Origin of the sequence: Pseudomonas sp. W4I3 (assembly GCF_030816195.1) — a bacterium.
Classification (GTDB): domain Bacteria; phylum Pseudomonadota; class Gammaproteobacteria; order Pseudomonadales; family Pseudomonadaceae; genus Aquipseudomonas.
On sequence record NZ_JAUSXS010000001.1, the window covers coordinates 1521984 to 1536781 of the forward strand.

16 protein-coding genes and 4 tRNA genes are annotated in these 14798 nt (G+C 60.2%); 11 read left to right on the plus strand and 9 right to left on the minus strand.

Going from position 1 to position 14798, the window contains the following annotated elements; all coding sequences use genetic code 11:
* Nucleotides 1-4: 4 nt before the first annotated feature.
* On the plus strand, nucleotides 5-406 hold the full coding sequence (locus tag QF045_RS06785) for a type IV pilin protein (RefSeq protein ID WP_306491561.1): 402 nt from the start codon (nucleotides 5-7) through the stop codon (nucleotides 404-406).
* A gap of 62 nt (nucleotides 407-468) precedes the next feature.
* The gene (gene thiO, locus QF045_RS06790) at nucleotides 469-1578 is read left to right on the plus strand and encodes a glycine oxidase ThiO (protein WP_306491562.1); all 1110 of its coding nucleotides are present in this window, start codon (nucleotides 469-471) and stop codon (nucleotides 1576-1578) included.
* Here the strand turns inward: thiO and QF045_RS06795 are convergent.
* The gene (locus QF045_RS06795) at nucleotides 1565-1798 is read right to left on the minus strand and encodes a PP0621 family protein (protein ID WP_124385069.1); all 234 of its coding nucleotides are present in this window, start codon (nucleotides 1796-1798) and stop codon (nucleotides 1565-1567) included. The two genes, thiO and QF045_RS06795, sit on opposite strands and share 14 nt — an antisense overlap.
* A gap of 126 nt (nucleotides 1799-1924) precedes the next feature.
* A complete protein-coding gene (locus tag QF045_RS06800; RefSeq protein ID WP_124356980.1) occupies nucleotides 1925-2950 on the minus strand; it encodes an outer membrane protein assembly factor BamD in 1026 nt (341 codons plus the stop codon).
* A gap of 149 nt (nucleotides 2951-3099) precedes the next feature.
* Here QF045_RS06800 and rluD point away from each other — a divergent pair, with 149 nt between their 5' ends.
* The 7 genes from rluD (at nucleotide 3100) to QF045_RS06835 (ending at nucleotide 8197) form a co-directional block, all read left to right on the plus strand.
* On the plus strand, nucleotides 3100-4062 hold the full coding sequence (gene rluD / locus QF045_RS06805; protein ID WP_016976299.1) for a 23S rRNA pseudouridine(1911/1915/1917) synthase RluD: 963 nt from the start codon (nucleotides 3100-3102) through the stop codon (nucleotides 4060-4062).
* Nucleotides 4059-4784, plus strand: a complete 726-nt coding sequence (gene pgeF, locus QF045_RS06810; protein ID WP_306491563.1) for a peptidoglycan editing factor PgeF — start codon at nucleotides 4059-4061, stop codon at nucleotides 4782-4784. Before rluD ends, pgeF begins: the two co-directional genes overlap by 4 nt.
* 131 nt (nucleotides 4785-4915) lie before the next feature.
* Nucleotides 4916-7480, plus strand: coding sequence for an ATP-dependent chaperone ClpB (gene clpB / locus QF045_RS06815; protein ID WP_306491564.1), 2565 nt, complete (start codon nucleotides 4916-4918; stop codon nucleotides 7478-7480).
* A 303-nt stretch (nucleotides 7481-7783) separates the two neighbouring features.
* Nucleotides 7784-7859 (plus strand) — tRNA-Asn (locus tag QF045_RS06820).
* Nucleotides 7860-7868: 9 nt separating this feature from the next.
* Nucleotides 7869-7945 (plus strand) — tRNA-Pro (locus QF045_RS06825).
* Between the two features lie 5 nt (nucleotides 7946-7950).
* Nucleotides 7951-8026: transfer RNA gene (locus QF045_RS06830), tRNA-Lys, on the plus strand.
* Between the two features lie 94 nt (nucleotides 8027-8120).
* Nucleotides 8121-8197, plus strand: a tRNA-Pro gene (locus tag QF045_RS06835).
* Nucleotides 8198-8363: 166 nt separating this feature from the next.
* Here the strand turns inward: QF045_RS06835 and QF045_RS06840 are convergent.
* From QF045_RS06840 to QF045_RS06850, 3 genes are read right to left on the minus strand one after another with little or no spacing between them, the layout of a single operon-like run.
* Nucleotides 8364-9662, minus strand: a complete 1299-nt coding sequence (locus QF045_RS06840) for an NAD(P)/FAD-dependent oxidoreductase (RefSeq protein ID WP_306491565.1) — start codon at nucleotides 9660-9662, stop codon at nucleotides 8364-8366.
* A 60-nt stretch (nucleotides 9663-9722) separates the two neighbouring features.
* The gene (locus tag QF045_RS06845) at nucleotides 9723-9896 is read right to left on the minus strand and encodes a DUF3094 family protein (RefSeq protein ID WP_306491566.1); all 174 of its coding nucleotides are present in this window, start codon (nucleotides 9894-9896) and stop codon (nucleotides 9723-9725) included.
* Between the two features lie 52 nt (nucleotides 9897-9948).
* Nucleotides 9949-10578, minus strand: a complete 630-nt coding sequence (locus QF045_RS06850; protein WP_306491567.1) for a DUF1780 domain-containing protein — start codon at nucleotides 10576-10578, stop codon at nucleotides 9949-9951.
* A gap of 216 nt (nucleotides 10579-10794) precedes the next feature.
* On the opposite strand from QF045_RS06850, the gene QF045_RS06855 reads away from it, so the two are divergent.
* Both QF045_RS06855 and QF045_RS06860 read left to right on the plus strand, forming a co-directional pair.
* A complete protein-coding gene (locus QF045_RS06855; RefSeq protein ID WP_373424408.1) occupies nucleotides 10795-11466 on the plus strand; it encodes an energy-coupling factor ABC transporter permease in 672 nt (223 codons plus the stop codon).
* A 63-nt stretch (nucleotides 11467-11529) separates the two neighbouring features.
* On the plus strand, nucleotides 11530-11745 hold the full coding sequence (locus tag QF045_RS06860) for a hypothetical protein (protein ID WP_003171680.1): 216 nt from the start codon (nucleotides 11530-11532) through the stop codon (nucleotides 11743-11745).
* On the opposite strand, the gene yacG is transcribed toward QF045_RS06860, so the two are convergent.
* The 4 genes from yacG to QF045_RS06880 are packed head-to-tail and all read right to left on the minus strand — an operon-like array spanning nucleotide 11742 to nucleotide 14630.
* Complete coding sequence (gene yacG, locus QF045_RS06865) at nucleotides 11742-11942, minus strand: DNA gyrase inhibitor YacG (RefSeq protein ID WP_306491569.1); 201 nt, start codon at nucleotides 11940-11942, stop codon at nucleotides 11742-11744. The two genes, QF045_RS06860 and yacG, sit on opposite strands and share 4 nt — an antisense overlap.
* A complete protein-coding gene (gene coaE, locus QF045_RS06870; protein WP_306491570.1) occupies nucleotides 11939-12562 on the minus strand; it encodes a dephospho-CoA kinase in 624 nt (207 codons plus the stop codon). The genes yacG and coaE overlap by 4 nt, the downstream gene beginning before the upstream one ends.
* Nucleotides 12559-13425 (minus strand): A24 family peptidase, encoded by an 867-nt coding sequence (locus QF045_RS06875; protein WP_306491571.1) that lies wholly within the window; start codon nucleotides 13423-13425, stop codon nucleotides 12559-12561. The genes coaE and QF045_RS06875 overlap by 4 nt, the downstream gene beginning before the upstream one ends.
* A complete protein-coding gene (locus tag QF045_RS06880; RefSeq protein WP_306491572.1) occupies nucleotides 13422-14630 on the minus strand; it encodes a type II secretion system F family protein in 1209 nt (402 codons plus the stop codon). Before QF045_RS06880 ends, QF045_RS06875 begins: the two co-directional genes overlap by 4 nt.
* Nucleotides 14631-14798: the final 168 nt, after the last annotated feature.

Below are 14798 nucleotides of genomic sequence, written 5' to 3' on the forward strand. Positions count from 1 at the left end.
TCAAATGGGCATGGATAGCCAGGGCTTTACCCTGATCGAGTTATTGATCGCCGTGGCGATCATTGCGCTGCTGGGCGGCATCGCTTACCCCGCCTACACCAGCCAAGTGAAAAAGGTGTATCGGGTGCAAATCGTCGCGCTGCTGACCGAGCAAGCTCAGCATCTGGAGCGCTTTTACACACGCAACGGCAGTTTTATTGATGCAGGCGGCGTCAGTACAGGCAATGATCACTATAGAATCAGCGCAGTATTGAACCCCCAGGATTTTGCCCTGCTCGCCACGCCTGCCACCGACTCAGTCATGGCGGACGACGCTTGCGGCCAATTCCGCTTGACCAGCTCCGGGATGCGAAGCAATCCGGGTGCTGCACCGCAGATGCCGCTCAAGGCATGCTGGGGGCAGTGATGAGAGTGCTGGATGAATGGGCGCCGGGTGCGCTTCTCCCTTTTTATCGGCTGGATCAAATGATGGCAAAGCAACAGCGAGTAGTGATTGTCGGCGGCGGCGTAATGGGCTTGTTGACGGCATACAACCTGGCAAACCGGGGGCAGGCGGTCACCTTGTTGGAGCGCGCCTGGCTTGGCCAGGAATCGTCCTGGGCTGGCGGCGGGATTGTTTCGCCGCTGTATCCGTGGCGCTACAGCCCGGCGGTGACGGCCTTGGCCCACTGGTCCCAGGATTTCTACCCGCAACTGGCGCAACGGCTGTTCGCCGCCACCGGTGTTGACCCCGAGGTTCATACCACGGGCCTGTATTGGCTCGATCTGGATGACGAAGCCGATGCGCTGGCCTGGGCTGCGCGTGAGGGGCGGCCCTTGAGCAAAGTGGACGTTTCTGCGGCCCATGATGCGGTTCCGGTGCTGGGCAGCGGTTATTCGCGGGCGATCTACATGGCCAACGTGGCCAATGTGCGCAATCCGCGTCTGGTCAAATCACTCAAGGCGGCGTTGTCGGCGCTGCCCGATGTGACGATTCACGAGCAGTGCGAAGTCGATGGATTTATTTTGCAAGGCGATACCGTGGTGGGCGTGAATACGGCTGCTGGCGCCATGCTGGGCGATCAGGTGGTGCTCGCAGCGGGTGCCTGGAGCGGCGAGTTGCTGGGAAAACTGGGCTTGACGCTGCCCGTGGAGCCGGTCAAGGGCCAGATGATCCTCTACAAGTGTGCGTCTGACTTCCTGTCGAGCATGGTCCTGGCAAAAGGGCGCTATGCGATACCGCGGCGTGATGGGCACATCCTGATTGGCAGCACCCTGGAGCACGAAGGGTTCGATAAAACGCCGACCGACACCGCGCTGGAAAGTCTCAAAGCGTCCGCGGTGGAGCTGTTGCCCGCCCTGGCGGACGCCGAGGTGGTGGGGCATTGGGCGGGGCTGCGGCCCGGCTCGCCGGAAGGCATTCCCTATATTGGCGAGGTGCCGGGCTTTAAGGGCCTGTGGCTCAATTGCGGGCATTACCGCAATGGCCTGGTGCTTGCTCCGGCGTCCTGCCAGTTGTTTGCCGACTTGCTGCTGGGGCAGGCACCGATCATCGATCCGGCACCTTACGCCCCCGCCGGTCGACTCAACGCTGAATAGACTTCGGCCCTTGCTGCAGGTGCGCCTGGGTGCAATACCAGGCCTGGCCCGAGCTGAGCGCACGATCCTGCGGCACATGCACGCCGCAGTGGGCGCAGCGCACCATCAAAGCGGCATCTGGCTCGCCGGTGCGGCGTTGGCTGGCAGCAGGGCTTTTAAATTTGCGCCAGAGCCATACCGCGGCGGCAATGACGGCGATCCAGAACAATAGACGAAGCATGATGGGCAGTTTCTCGATAAGGAATGCGCCAGTTTAGCCAAGGTCGCCATGGGCGCACAGCGCAATAAATACTCGCCCATGAAAAAGGGAGCTCCTGAGAGCTCCCTTTTGCGTTGCGTCGAACAATCAGTCGAACACACCGAAGGTCATGTAGCTGAACCACGAGCGGTCCTGGTTGTTGCCCAGGGCTTGCGGCTCTTCTTCTTCGATCACGTCGCCGTTTTCGTCGTGCGGCTTGAGGTCCGAAGGGATCGCGTCCTTGGCGTCCTGGTACTGCTTGATCACGTCCTGGTTGGCACGTGTTTCACCTGGCGGCAGCGGTGGACGGGACTCGATCAGGCCCAGCGTGTACTTGCTCAACCACGAACGGTTGTCGGCTTCGTCAACCTGAGGCACGAACTGGCCGTCTTTCAGGCTTGGGTGGTCCGGGTAGTTGAGCTTCAGGGTTTCCAGGCTGGTGCTCGCCAGTTCGTCCAGGTGCAAGCGCTGGTAAGCCTCGGTCATCACGGCCAGGCCGTCACCCACCGAAGGGGTTTCCTGGAAGTTCTCCACCACGTAGCGGCCACGGTTGGCGGCGGCCACGTATGCCTGACGGGTCAGGTAGTAGTGGGCCACGTGGATCTCGTAGGAGGCCAGCAGGTTGCGCAGGTAGATCATGCGCTGCTTGGCGTCCGGCGCGTAGCGGCTGTTCGGGTAGCGGCTGGTCAGCTGGGCGAACTCGTTGTAGGAGTCGCGAGCGGCACCCGGGTCACGCTTGGTCATGTCCAGCGGCAGGAAGCGCGCCAGCAGGCCAACGTCCTGGTCGAACGAGGTCAGGCCCTTCATGTAGTAGGCGTAGTCCACGTTCGGGTGCTGCGGGTGAAGGCGGATAAAACGCTCGGCGGCGGACTTGGCAGCTTCCGGCTCGGCGTTCTTGTAGTTGGCGTAGATCAGCTCGAGCTGGGCCTGGTCGGCATAGCGTCCGAACGGATAGCGCGACTCCAGTGCCTTCAGCTTCGCTGTGGCGCTGGTGTAGCTATTATTATCCAAGTCTGTCTGAGCTTGCTGGTACAGCTCGACTTCGCTCAGGTTTTCGTCGACGACGTCCTTTGTTGACGAGCAAGCAGCAGTCATGGCGAGGATGGCGATCAGCAGCAGGTGTTTCACTTGCATGGCGGCTTGCGTCCCTATGACGGCCGCTGTCTTGGGCGGGGCCGTCCTGTTATGATGAGCGCCCCGTTGAAAGCCTCGGGGCAAAAGACGCCGTATTTAACCACAAGCGCGCAGCCGAAACCAAAGGCTGTGCCACGCCTAGTCTGAGCATGTCCGATAAAATTGAACTTCGCGCAGAGGTGCCGTCCGAATTGGGCGGCCAACGCCTCGATCAAGTCGCCGCACAATTATTCGCTGAGCACTCGCGCTCGCGCCTTTCCGCCTGGATCAAAGACGGCCGCCTGACTGTGGATGGAGCGGTTATCCGCCCGCGAGACATAGTGCATGGCGGTGCGATTCTTGAGCTGACTGCCGAGCAGGAAGCCCAGGGAGAATGGGTCGCCCAGGACATCGAGCTGGATATCGTCTATGAAGACGACGACATCCTGGTCATCAACAAACCCGCAGGCCTGGTGGTTCACCCGGCTGCCGGGCACGCTGATGGCACCTTGCTCAATGCCTTGCTGCACCACGTGCCAGACATCATCAATGTGCCGCGTTGCGGCATCGTGCACCGTCTGGACAAGGACACCACCGGCTTGATGGTGGTGGCCAAGACCATTCAGGCGCAGACGCAGCTTGTTACTCAATTGCAGAGTCGCAGCGTCAGCCGGATCTACGAATGCATCGTGATCGGTGTCGTGGTGGCGGGGGGCAAGATCAACGCCCCCATCGGTCGCCACGGCCAGCAGCGTCAGCGCATGGCGGTGATGGAGGGCGGCAAGCAGGCCGTCAGCCACTATCGCGTGCTGGAGCGTTTCCGTTCCCACACTCACGTGCGGGTCAAGCTGGAAACCGGTCGTACTCACCAGATCCGCGTGCACATGGCCCACATCAACTTCCCGTTGGTCGGCGATCCGGCCTACGGTGGCCGCTTCCGCATTCCGCCTGCGGCCAGCCAGACCATGGTTGAATCGCTCAAGACGTTCCCGCGCCAGGCGCTGCATGCACGCTTCCTGGAACTGGATCATCCGACGAGCGGTAAGCGCATGAGCTGGGAATCGCCGCTTCCGGACGATCTGGTCTGGTTGTTGTCGCTGCTTAAACAGGATCGCGAGGCGTTTATCGGATGAATGACTGGCTGATTCCGGACTGGCCCGCGCCGTCTCGGGTCAAAGCCTGCGTCACCACCCGTGCGGGCGGCGTCAGTGTGGCGCCGTTCGACAGCCTCAACCTGGGCGATCATGTCGAGGACAGCCTTGAGGCCGTTCTGGAAAATCGTCGTCGCCTTACCGATGCCTTCGATATTCAGCCGGCCTGGTTGCGCCAAGTCCACGGGGTCAGCGTGGTCGAGGCCGATCCGGGCCGTATCGCCGAAGCCGATGGCGCCTGGACCAGTACCCCCGGTATCGCCTGCACATCAATGACGGCTGACTGCTTGCCTGCATTGTTCTGCAATCGAGCGGGCACCCGCGTTGCGGCGGCTCATGCCGGTTGGCGTGGGCTGGCGGCCGGCGTGCTGGAGGCCGCTTTTGAAAGCCTTGAGAGCGACCCCGCCAACGTTCTGGTCTGGCTCGGCCCGGCCATTGGCCCGCAGGCCTTTGAAGTCGGCCCCGAGGTGCGTGAAGCTTTCATGCAGCAACTGCCGGCGGCTGCCCAAGCCTTCGTTCCCGGCCGCAATCCCGGCAAGTTCATGGCCGACATCTATCAGCTCGCCCGCCTGCGCCTTGCCGCGCGGGGCATTAGCGCTGTGTATGGTGGCGGCTTTTGCACCGTGACCGACCCGCGCTTCTTTTCTTACCGCCGCAGCCCGCGTACGGGCCGATTCGCCTCCCTTATCTGGCTTGAACGCTAGACTGTCCTGACCTGTATCAACCCACAGCTGCTTGAATCCCGCAAAATCCACCCCATCTATAAGGGTATCTGGCAGGTTTCTTCATTCAGGATGTGTTTACAGCTCCGGCCTGCTCAAAAGGAAGGTGACTAATGCGTATTGATCGTTTAACCAGCAAATTGCAGTTGGCCTTATCGGATTCCCAGTCCCTGGCGGTCGGCCTCGACCACCCGGCGATTGAACCGGCGCACTTGATGCAAGCGCTCCTGGAGCAACAAGGTGGTTCTATCAAGCCCTTGTTGATGCAGGTGGGCTTTGACGTCAACAGCCTGCGCAAGGAGTTGAGCAAAGAGCTCGACCAACTGCCGAAAATCCAAAACCCTACCGGCGACGTGAATATGTCGCAGGACTTGGCACGCCTGCTGAACCAGGCAGACCGCCTGGCCCAGCAGAAAGGTGACCAGTTCATCTCCAGCGAGCTGGTGTTGCTCGCCGCGATGGACGACAACAGCAAGCTCGGCAAATTGTTGCTTGGCCAGGGCGTGAGCAAGAAAGCCCTGGAAAACGCCATCAACAACCTGCGCGGCGGCGAGGCGGTGAATGACCCCAATCACGAGGAGTCGCGCCAAGCCCTGGATAAGTACACCGTCGACCTGACCAAGCGTGCCGAAGAGGGCAAGCTTGACCCGGTGATCGGCCGTGACGATGAGATTCGTCGCACCATTCAGGTGCTGCAGCGTCGCACCAAGAACAACCCGGTACTGATCGGTGAGCCTGGCGTGGGTAAAACCGCGATCGCGGAGGGCCTGGCCCAGCGCATCATCAATGGTGAAGTACCGGACGGCCTGAAAGGCAAGCGCCTGCTGTCCCTGGACATGGGGTCGTTGATTGCCGGCGCCAAGTTCCGTGGCGAGTTCGAAGAGCGTCTGAAATCCCTGCTCAATGAATTGTCCAAGCAGGAAGGGCAGATCATTCTGTTTATCGACGAACTGCACACCATGGTCGGCGCGGGTAAGGGCGAGGGCTCGATGGATGCCGGCAACATGCTCAAGCCTGCCTTGGCGCGAGGCGAGTTGCATTGCGTCGGTGCCACCACGCTCAACGAATACCGTCAGTACATCGAAAAGGATGCGGCGCTTGAGCGGCGCTTCCAGAAAGTGCTGGTGGAAGAACCGAGCGAAGAGGACACCATTGCCATCCTGCGTGGCCTGAAAGAACGCTATGAGGTTCACCATAAAGTCGCGATCACCGACGGCGCGATCATTGCCGCGGCCAAGTTGAGCCATCGCTATATCACTGATCGGCAGTTGCCCGACAAGGCCATCGACTTGATCGACGAAGCGGCCAGCCGCATTCGCATGGAGATCGACTCCAAGCCGGAAGTGCTCGACCGCCTGGATCGCCGCCTGATTCAACTGAAAGTCGAATCCCAGGCGCTGAAGAAAGAAGAAGACGAGGCGGCGAAGAAGCGCCTGGAAAAACTCCAGGAGGAAATCGTGCGCCTGGAGCGGGAGTATTCGGACCTCGAAGAAATCTGGACCTCGGAAAAAGCTGAGGTGCAGGGTTCTGCGCAGATCCAGCAGAAAATCGAGCAATCCCGCCAGGAACTGGAAGCTGCGCGCCGCAAAGGCGACCTTAACCGCATGGCCGAGTTGCAGTACGGGGTCATCCCGGACCTGGAACGTAGCCTGCAGATGGTCGACCAGCATGGGCACAGCGAGAACCAGTTGCTGCGCAGCAAGGTGACTGAGGAAGAAATTGCCGAAGTGGTCTCCAAGTGGACCGGGATTCCCGTGTCGAAAATGCTGGAAGGCGAGCGCGACAAGCTGTTGAAGATGGAAAACCTGTTGCACCAGCGCGTTATTGGCCAGGAAGAGGCCGTGGTGGCGGTGTCCAACGCGGTGCGGCGTTCGCGCGCCGGGTTGTCCGACCCGAATCGTCCGAGTGGTTCGTTCATGTTCCTCGGCCCGACCGGTGTGGGTAAGACCGAGCTGTGCAAGGCCTTGGCTGAATTCCTCTTTGATACTGAAGAGGCGATGGTGCGCATCGACATGTCCGAGTTCATGGAAAAACACTCGGTGGCTCGCCTGATCGGCGCACCACCAGGCTATGTGGGCTACGAGGAGGGTGGTTACCTGACCGAAGCCGTGCGGCGCAAGCCTTACTCGGTGATCTTGCTCGATGAGGTCGAGAAGGCGCACCCGGATGTGTTCAACATCCTGCTGCAAGTGCTGGAGGATGGCCGCCTCACCGACAGCCACGGCCGTACGGTGGATTTTCGCAACACGGTGATCGTGATGACCTCCAACCTGGGCTCGATGCAGATCCAGGAACTGGTGGGCGATCGCGAGGCCCAGCGCGCAGCGGTAATGGATGCGCTGACCACGCACTTCCGGCCGGAATTTATCAACCGGGTGGATGAAGTGGTGATCTTCGAGCCGCTGGCGCGGGATCAGATCGCCGGTATCACCGAGATCCAGCTGGGGCGTCTGCGTGCACGCCTGGCCGAGCGCGAACTGGCGCTGGGCCTGAGCAGCGAGGCGTTGGACAAGCTGATCGCGGTGGGTTACGACCCGGTGTATGGCGCACGGCCGTTGAAGCGTGCGATCCAGCGCTGGATCGAAAACCCGCTGGCACAGCTGATTCTGTCGGGCAGCTTCATGCCGGGTACCAGCGTCGAGGCAACTGTGGAGAACGACGAGATCGTCTTCCACTAAGCCTGGTTAGCGCTGCTATAAGAGGAGGCCCCGCATTGCGGGGCCTTTTTTTTCGATAGGGCGTTGAACTGTAAGGCAAAGGCTTGTAAAGTGCGCCCCGCAGCAACGTCAGCCCACGGGTTTCTTCTCCCCAAGAAGAAATCAGAAAGAAGCGCAAATCATTGTCTTAAAAGCAATTTAAAGGGTTGACAGGGGTTTTTAAGATTGTAGAATAGCGCGCCTCAGAGACGCTAACGTAGCGATACGGACAGGGTCGAAGAGAAGGTTGTAATGCAGTAAAAGTTGTACTTTGAAATATGTAGTTCCGTGATAGCTCAGTCGGTAGAGCAAATGACTGTTAATCATTGGGTCCCAGGTTCGAGTCCTGGTCACGGAGCCAATTTCAAACCGGGGTATAGCGCAGTCCGGTAGCGCGCCTGCTTTGGGAGCAGGATGTCGGGAGTTCGAATCCCCCTACCCCGACCATATTTGGGTCGTTAGCTCAGTTGGTAGAGCAGTTGGCTTTTAACCAATTGGTCGTAGGTTCGAATCCCACACGACCCACCATTTTTGAGACCAGTTAACGCTGGAATCAGATCTTAAGATCAGAGGCCAAAAGCGCTGATCGAAGAAGGCGACTGAAAGGTCGCCTTTTTATTACCGGGGTATAGCGCAGTCCGGTAGCGCGCCTGCTTTGGGAGCAGGATGTCGGGAGTTCGAATCCCCCTACCCCGACCATATTAAAAATCCTCGTATCGAAAGATACGGGGATTTTTTTTGCCTGCGAAATTCCAAAAGCACCACAAAACAAATGTGGGAGGGGGCTTGCCCCCGATAGCGGTGGGTCAGGTAAAAATACTTAACTGATCCGCCGCCATCGGGAGCAAGCCCCCTCCCACATTTTTTAGTGCAGTTTCAGGCGCGGCTCAGTTCCACGTCCAATCTTGCTGCCCAGCATCAGCATCGCCGTGCGGAAAACGCCATACAGCGCCATCTGGTGCATGCGGTAAAGCGATACATAAAACATCCGCGCCAACCAACCTTCCAGCATCACACTGCCGGTCAGGTTGCCCATCAAGTTGCCCACCGCGGAAAAGCGCGACAGCGAGATCAGCGAGCCGTAGTCGGTGTACTTGTAGGCCGGCAGCTCCTTGCCTTCAATCAGCAGTTTCAGCGACTTGGCGAGCAATGAGGCCTGTTGGTGAGCGGCTTGCGCACGCGGTGGCACATTACGGTCGGTGCCCGGTTGCGGGCAGGCAGCGCAGTCGCCAAAGGCAAAGATGTTTTCGTCGCGGGTGGTCTGCAGTGTCGGCAGCACCTGCAGTTGGTTGATACGGTTGGTTTCCAGGCCGTCGATGTCCTTGAGAAAGCCCGGTGCGCGAATCCCGGCGGCCCACACTTTGAGGCTGGCCGGGATTACCTGTCCGCTGCTGGTGATCAGCGCGTCGGCGGTCACTTCGCTGACGGCCGAGTTGGTCAGCACCGTCACCCCTAGCTTTTCCAGGGTTTTATGCACAGGCCCGCTGATCCGCTCCGGCAGCGCGGGCAATACCCGTGGGCCGGCTTCGATCAGGGTGATGTGCATGTTTTCCGGCTTGATACGGTCCAGGCCGTACGCGGCCAACTCGTGGGCAGCGTTATGCAGTTCGGCGGCCAGTTCCACGCCGGTGGCGCCGGCGCCGACGATGGCGACGCTGATCTGCTCAATCGTGTCGGTTTGCCCGGCGTGGGCGCGCAAGTAATGGTTGAGCAGTTGCTGATGGAAGCGCTCGGCCTGCTTGCGGGTGTCGAGGAACAGGCAATGCTGCGCCGCGCCCTCGGTGCCGAAATCGTTCGTGGTGCTGCCCACCGCAATCACCAGGCTGTCATAGCCCAGCACACGCGCAGGCACCAGTTCGCGGCCTTCTTCATCAAGGGTGGCGGCCAGTTGGATTTTTTTCTGCTCACGGTCGAGTCCGCTCATACGCCCCAGTTGGAACTCGAAGTGGTTCCATTTCGCCTGGGCGACGTAATTGAGTTCGTCTTCCGAAGAGTTCAGCGAGCCGGCCGCTACTTCGTGCAGCAGCGGTTTCCAGATGTGCGTCAGGTTGGCGTCCACCAGCGTGATGCTGGCTTTGCCGCGTTTGCCCAGGGTCTTACCCAGGCGGGTCGCTAGCTCCAGACCGCCGGCACCGCCGCCGACGACAATAATACGATGGGTCATGGGAGTATCTCGCAAGGCTAAAAGAAATCGGAGCAGTTACCCCCGCGAGCGCCAGGCAGCTCATAGCGTCAGGTAACTCAAAAGGCGGCTCAGCAGACCGAGCCCGATCACCACCACCAGCACCACACCCAGGAGCAGCCACGGCCTGAAAGGCTTGCGCTCGACTTTGTGTTGGGAGAGTTGCAGATACTCTTCGACATGCTGTTGGTCATCGGGGTTCAGGCGGCTGGTCATAAAGGCCTCGTCAGGTAGACGTTGCAAAAGGGCGCCACGTTACAGCCGGGCATCAAAGGCTGATGCCCACATCGAACACTATGCTGCGGCCCAGGTTGTTGCGCAAGAAATCCGGCGCGTCCGGGTGTGCGAACAGTACCCGCGCAAAGGTTGGCCCCACCAGCGACAGGGAGCGCCAGCCCTGGCGCAGATATTCGGTGGGCGGCGGAAAATGGCTGTTGAGGTCCAGCACTTCGCGCTTGAGGCTGGTAAAGGCGATGAGGTCCAATTCCCCCAGATCTATTCCGCGTTCTTTGTAGTTATGCGCTTTTTTGCGCAGTGTCGGTGCCAGGCGCAACAGAAACTCATGGGCGGGAATGCGCCTTGGCTTGGCTTCGCGTCGCACCAGTTGGCTCAGGGAGAAGGCGCTGCGCCTGCGCAGCAGTTCGTCGCGCCATTCGTCGTTCAGTCGACGGCCTTCGTCCAAGACAAAGAACACTTCAAAACTGGCGTCGCGAAACAGCACGTCGGGCGGTTCCTGGCCGGCGGCGTGGAACTCCTCGGCGCGATAGGGCACGTTCAAGCCTTGCAACAGGCGCTGGCAGACCCAACGCTCACGCTCCCATTTGCGGGCATTGGACAGGAATGCGTTGGCTTGTTCGGCCGCTACGGTGAGCAGGCGCAAATAATCTGAGTCATCCATAGGCGTAGCTTAGCGTTCAAATGATGACCGCAGGAAGACTTGCTGCGGTTCCAGCCTTGCAACAGGCTACGCTGCAACTTGGACCTTGGCGATGTAGTCTCCAGTATCCACCAGCGACTCCGGGAACGAGGCGTTTATGTACAGAATCAACGCAACCAGCCCCATCACGGGCTGCGAGGCGGCGAGGCAGGTGAAGCGGTGATCGGCGCGCAGGTCATGACATCACCCACCCTGGGCACCGGCTGGCTGTTGTACGTCCCCGTGCTGGTGTGGGCGATCTTGCGCGCGCCCTGGGTCGAGTTGTTTGCCGACCGACGGCGCCAGCATTTGCTGTTCGGCACGGTGTTCGCGCTGTTCATGTTGTGGCTGGTGCGGCGGGATTTCGACACAGGGGTGTCTTACCATTTTATCGGCATGACCGCGGTGACCCTGCTGCTGGACTGGCCGCTGGCAATCGTCGGTGGGTTTGCCGCGCAGTGCGGGTTGGTTTGGCTGGGGCGCCAGGACCTTGCTGCTGTGGGCGTCAACGGGTTGTTGTTGATCGTGCTGCCGGTGTTGGTAACCGAGACCTGCGCGGTACTGGTAGAACGGGCGCAGCCGCGCAACCCCTTCGTGTACATCTTCTGTTCCGGTTTTTTTGCTGCCGCTTTGTCGGCGTTACTGTGCCTGCTGGCCGGCCTGGGGCTGCTGTGGTTCGATGGGCGATTCGCGATGCCGGAATGGCTCGAGGACTTCGTAGGCTACCTATGGCTGATCATCTTTCCCGAAGCGTTTATCAACGGCATGGTGATCAGTGCCCTGGTGGTGTTCTGCCCGGAATGGCTGGAGACGTTCAACCGCACCCGCTACCTTTCGGCACCGTGGAAGGACGACGATTCGCAGCGTTGATCCAGGTCAAAAAGCGGATGACCCCACAGGCCCATGCTCTGCGAAATTTCAGGAGCGTGAATCATGAGTGTGTACGAATGGGCACGGCAGGAACTGCGCAGAAGCCAGGATGCAGCACAGGAAATCGGTTTTGATCCAGGCTTGACCCTGCGCGCCATGCTCAGCGCGGTGGTGCAGCAGAGCAAGGGTGTGCGCAGCTTTGAAGACTTGGCCGACGAGTTGCAATACCTTGCGGAAAACCTCGACGACCAGCAGGAGTACGCCTTTATGCGGCCTTAGTGGCGCGGCGTCAGGTCTTCGGAAAACAACTCATCTTCGGCATCCGGCGCTACTGGGATTTTGTGCTCTTCAGCGGCCCAGGCGCCCAGGTCGATGAGTTTGCAACGGTCCGAGCAGAACGGCCGGTTGAGGTTGTCGGGTTTCCATTCCACGGGGGCGCCGCAGGTTGGGCAATCGACTGTCAAGGGTTGGCTCATGTTCGGCCTCCACGCAAAGTAAGGTAAAAGTGGTGCAGTCGCTCGACCTCGCCGTGCAGCCAGGCAAGGTCCTGGTCATTGACCAGTACGTCATCGGCATGGTTCAGGCGGTCTTCGCGGCTCGACTGGGCCTTGAGAATGGCCTGTACCTGTTGCTCGCTGATGCCGTCGCGCTGCAGGGTACGCTGAATCTGCAGCGATTGGGGCACATCGATCACCAGGATGCGCTGGGTCATGCTGTACTGGCCGGACTCGATCAGCAGCGGTGACACCAGAATCGCGTAAGGCGACCGGGCGCGTGCCAGGTGGTCGCGAATCTCTTCAGCGATCAGCGGGTGCAACAAGCCTTCCAGCCAGAGACGTTCCTGCGGTACTTCAAAGATCAATTTGCGCAACGCGGCGCGGTCGAGCTGACCGTCCGGCTGCAGCACGCCGTTGCCGAAATGTTCGGCAATGCGCGCCAGCGCCGGTCGGCCGGGCTCAACCACCCAACGAGCGGCATGATCGGCGTCGACCAGGTCGACACCCAGTCGGGTGAAGTGCTCGGCCGCAGCGCTTTTACCGCTGCCGATGCCGCCTGTGAGGCCTAGAATCCAGGGTGTTGCAACAGGAGTGGTCATCTGAAACCAACAGACTGCAAATAGAAGTCGGTTATTTGACCACCCCAGAGCAATGCAATCCAGCCGGCAATTGCCAGGCAGGGCCCAAATGGCATCGGTGTGGACACTCGCGTCTTGCGCCAGCGCATCAGCAGCAGACCAGCGAACACCCCGAGCAGTGACGCCATCAGCAGCGTCAACGGCAGTATCTGCCAGCCACCCCAGGCGCCTAGCAACGCCAAAAGCTTGAAGTCGCCATGGCCCATGCCATCCTTGCCGGTGATTAGCTTGAACAGCCAGAACACGCTCCACAGGCTCATGTAGCCAGATACCGCGCCCCATAACGCCTCGGGCAATGTCACCAGCAGGCCCATGCTGTTGACGATAAGCCCCAGCCATAAGAGCGGCAGCACGATGACATCCGGCAGCAGCTGGTGGTCCACATCGATCAGGCTCATGCCCAGCAACCCGCAACTGAGCAGCATCACCGCGCCCGCCTGCCAGCTGAAACCGAAGTGCCAGGCGACAGTGGCGCAAATCAGCGCACATGCCAGTTCGGTGACGGGGTAACGCGCGCCGATGGTTTCATGGCAATGGGCGCAACGCCCCCTGAGCATCAGGTAGCTAAGCAGGGGAATGTTTTCCCAGGGGCGAATCTGCTGGTCGCAGCGTGGGCAGCGGGAAGCGGGGCGCATCAGGTTGTACACCGGCCCCGCTGGCTCTGCGGGCAGGTCGAGGATCTCATGGGCCTGGGCGCGCCATTCGCGCTCGAGCATTTTGGGCAGGCGCCACACCAGCACATTCAGAAAACTGCCAACGATCAGGCCCAGCACCAGCGCCAGGCCAATAAACGCCCAGGGTTGCTCACCCAGCAACGCGATCAAAATGCGGCGCCTAGTTGAAACACCGGCAGGTACATGGCAATCACCAGTGCACCGACGATGCTCCCCAGTACGACCATGATCAGCGGCTCCATGAGACTGGTGAGGTTATCGACGAGGGTCTCTACGTCAGCCTCGTAATGGTTCGCGACCTTTTCCAGCATGTGCTCCAGCGTGCCGGACTCTTCGCCGATCGCCGTCATCTGGATCGCCATGCCTGGAAACAGTCCGCTGCTGGCCATGGACTGATTCAACTGCATGCCTGTGGATACATCGTGGCGCATATGTTCGATTGCCTGTCTGAAAGGGCCATTTCCGACGGCGCCGGCCACTGAGCCCAGTGCCTGCACCAGGGGAACACCTGCCGCAAATGTGGTTGAAAGCGTGCGGGCGAAGCGGGCGACGGCAGCTTTATTCGACAGTTTGCCTGCCAGGGGGACTTTCAACAAACCCGCCTCCAGAGCATGGCGAAAACCAGGCGAAACACGGTAGGCATGACGCAGCCCGCCTATTCCCGCACCCAGGCTCAGCGCCAGCACCCACCAGGCGCGTTGCAGGAAGTCGGAGAGGGCGATGACTCCCAAGGTAAAGCCGGGCAATTGGCTGCCGACCCCGGCGAACAGGGTCTGGAACTGCGGCACCACATGCATCAGTAACACTGCGCTGACCAGGCTGGCCACCACCAGCACTGCGATAGGGTAAGTCATGGCTTTCTTGATTCTGGTCTTGAGCCGTTGGCTTTTTTCCAGGTGAATGGCCACTCGCTCCAGCAGTGTTTCCAGGGCGCCAGCCTGTTCACCCGCGGCGATCAGGTTGCAGTAAAGGTCATCGAAATAACGGGGGAACTGGCGCAGCGTGCTGGCCAGGCTATTGCCGCTGGCGACGTGTTGTTTCAAGCCCTTGATCAGCTCACGCAGTTGCCGGTTTTCGACACCCTCGCCGATGATATCGAAGGCTTGCAGCAGCGGGATGCCCGCTTTCAACAGCGTCGCCAACTGGCGAGTGAAAAGGGCAATGTCAGCGGGCTGTATCGGTGGAACCAGACTTGGCAGGCCTGACGATTTCTTGCGCACACGCTCGGGGCAGATCCCTTGCTGGCGCAGTTGTGCCTTGACCCGTGCAAGGTCATGCCCCGTGGTTTGCCCGCACACCCTGCGGCCTTTGCGGTTGATGCCTTGCCAGGTATAGATCGTTGAGGTGTCGTTCATATCGCGTTCGCACAGGCCGTTTGGGAATTGATAGCTTAGTCAGGTGGCGGATGCGCGCAGGCGGGTGTTGAGCGATAAAATGTCAGATTGTGCGTCTTGTATGCGATTGGCCGCGCTGGGATGAGTACACTGGCGCCGCTGCACAACACGGGGCGCAGGACGCGCCTT

What these genes read in the sequence shown, in the direction of transcription:
- pgeF (WP_306491563.1), top strand. Translation starts at nt 4,059, where the DNA reads ATGAATGACTGGCTGATTCCGGACTGGCCCGCGCCGTCTCGGGTCAAA.
- coaE (WP_306491570.1), bottom strand. Translation starts at nt 12,562, where the DNA reads ATGACCACTCCTGTTGCAACACCCTGGATTCTAGGCCTCACAGGCGGC.
- QF045_RS06800 (WP_124356980.1), bottom strand. Translation starts at nt 2,950, where the DNA reads ATGCAAGTGAAACACCTGCTGCTGATCGCCATCCTCGCCATGACTGCT.
- thiO (WP_306491562.1), top strand. Translation starts at nt 469, where the DNA reads ATGGCAAAGCAACAGCGAGTAGTGATTGTCGGCGGCGGCGTAATGGGC.
- yacG (WP_306491569.1), bottom strand. Translation starts at nt 11,942, where the DNA reads ATGAGCCAACCCTTGACAGTCGATTGCCCAACCTGCGGCGCCCCCGTG.
- QF045_RS06855 (WP_373424408.1), top strand. Translation starts at nt 10,795, where the DNA reads ATGACATCACCCACCCTGGGCACCGGCTGGCTGTTGTACGTCCCCGTG.
- QF045_RS06845 (WP_306491566.1), bottom strand. Translation starts at nt 9,896, where the DNA reads ATGACCAGCCGCCTGAACCCCGATGACCAACAGCATGTCGAAGAGTAT.
- QF045_RS06840 (WP_306491565.1), bottom strand. Translation starts at nt 9,662, where the DNA reads ATGACCCATCGTATTATTGTCGTCGGCGGCGGTGCCGGCGGTCTGGAG.
- rluD (WP_016976299.1), top strand. Translation starts at nt 3,100, where the DNA reads ATGTCCGATAAAATTGAACTTCGCGCAGAGGTGCCGTCCGAATTGGGC.
- QF045_RS06860 (WP_003171680.1), top strand. Translation starts at nt 11,530, where the DNA reads ATGAGTGTGTACGAATGGGCACGGCAGGAACTGCGCAGAAGCCAGGAT.
- QF045_RS06795 (WP_124385069.1), bottom strand. Translation starts at nt 1,798, where the DNA reads ATGCTTCGTCTATTGTTCTGGATCGCCGTCATTGCCGCCGCGGTATGG.
- clpB (WP_306491564.1), top strand. Translation starts at nt 4,916, where the DNA reads ATGCGTATTGATCGTTTAACCAGCAAATTGCAGTTGGCCTTATCGGAT.
- QF045_RS06880 (WP_306491572.1), bottom strand. Translation starts at nt 14,630, where the DNA reads ATGAACGACACCTCAACGATCTATACCTGGCAAGGCATCAACCGCAAA.
- QF045_RS06785 (WP_306491561.1), top strand. Translation starts at nt 5, where the DNA reads ATGGGCATGGATAGCCAGGGCTTTACCCTGATCGAGTTATTGATCGCC.
- QF045_RS06850 (WP_306491567.1), bottom strand. Translation starts at nt 10,578, where the DNA reads ATGGATGACTCAGATTATTTGCGCCTGCTCACCGTAGCGGCCGAACAA.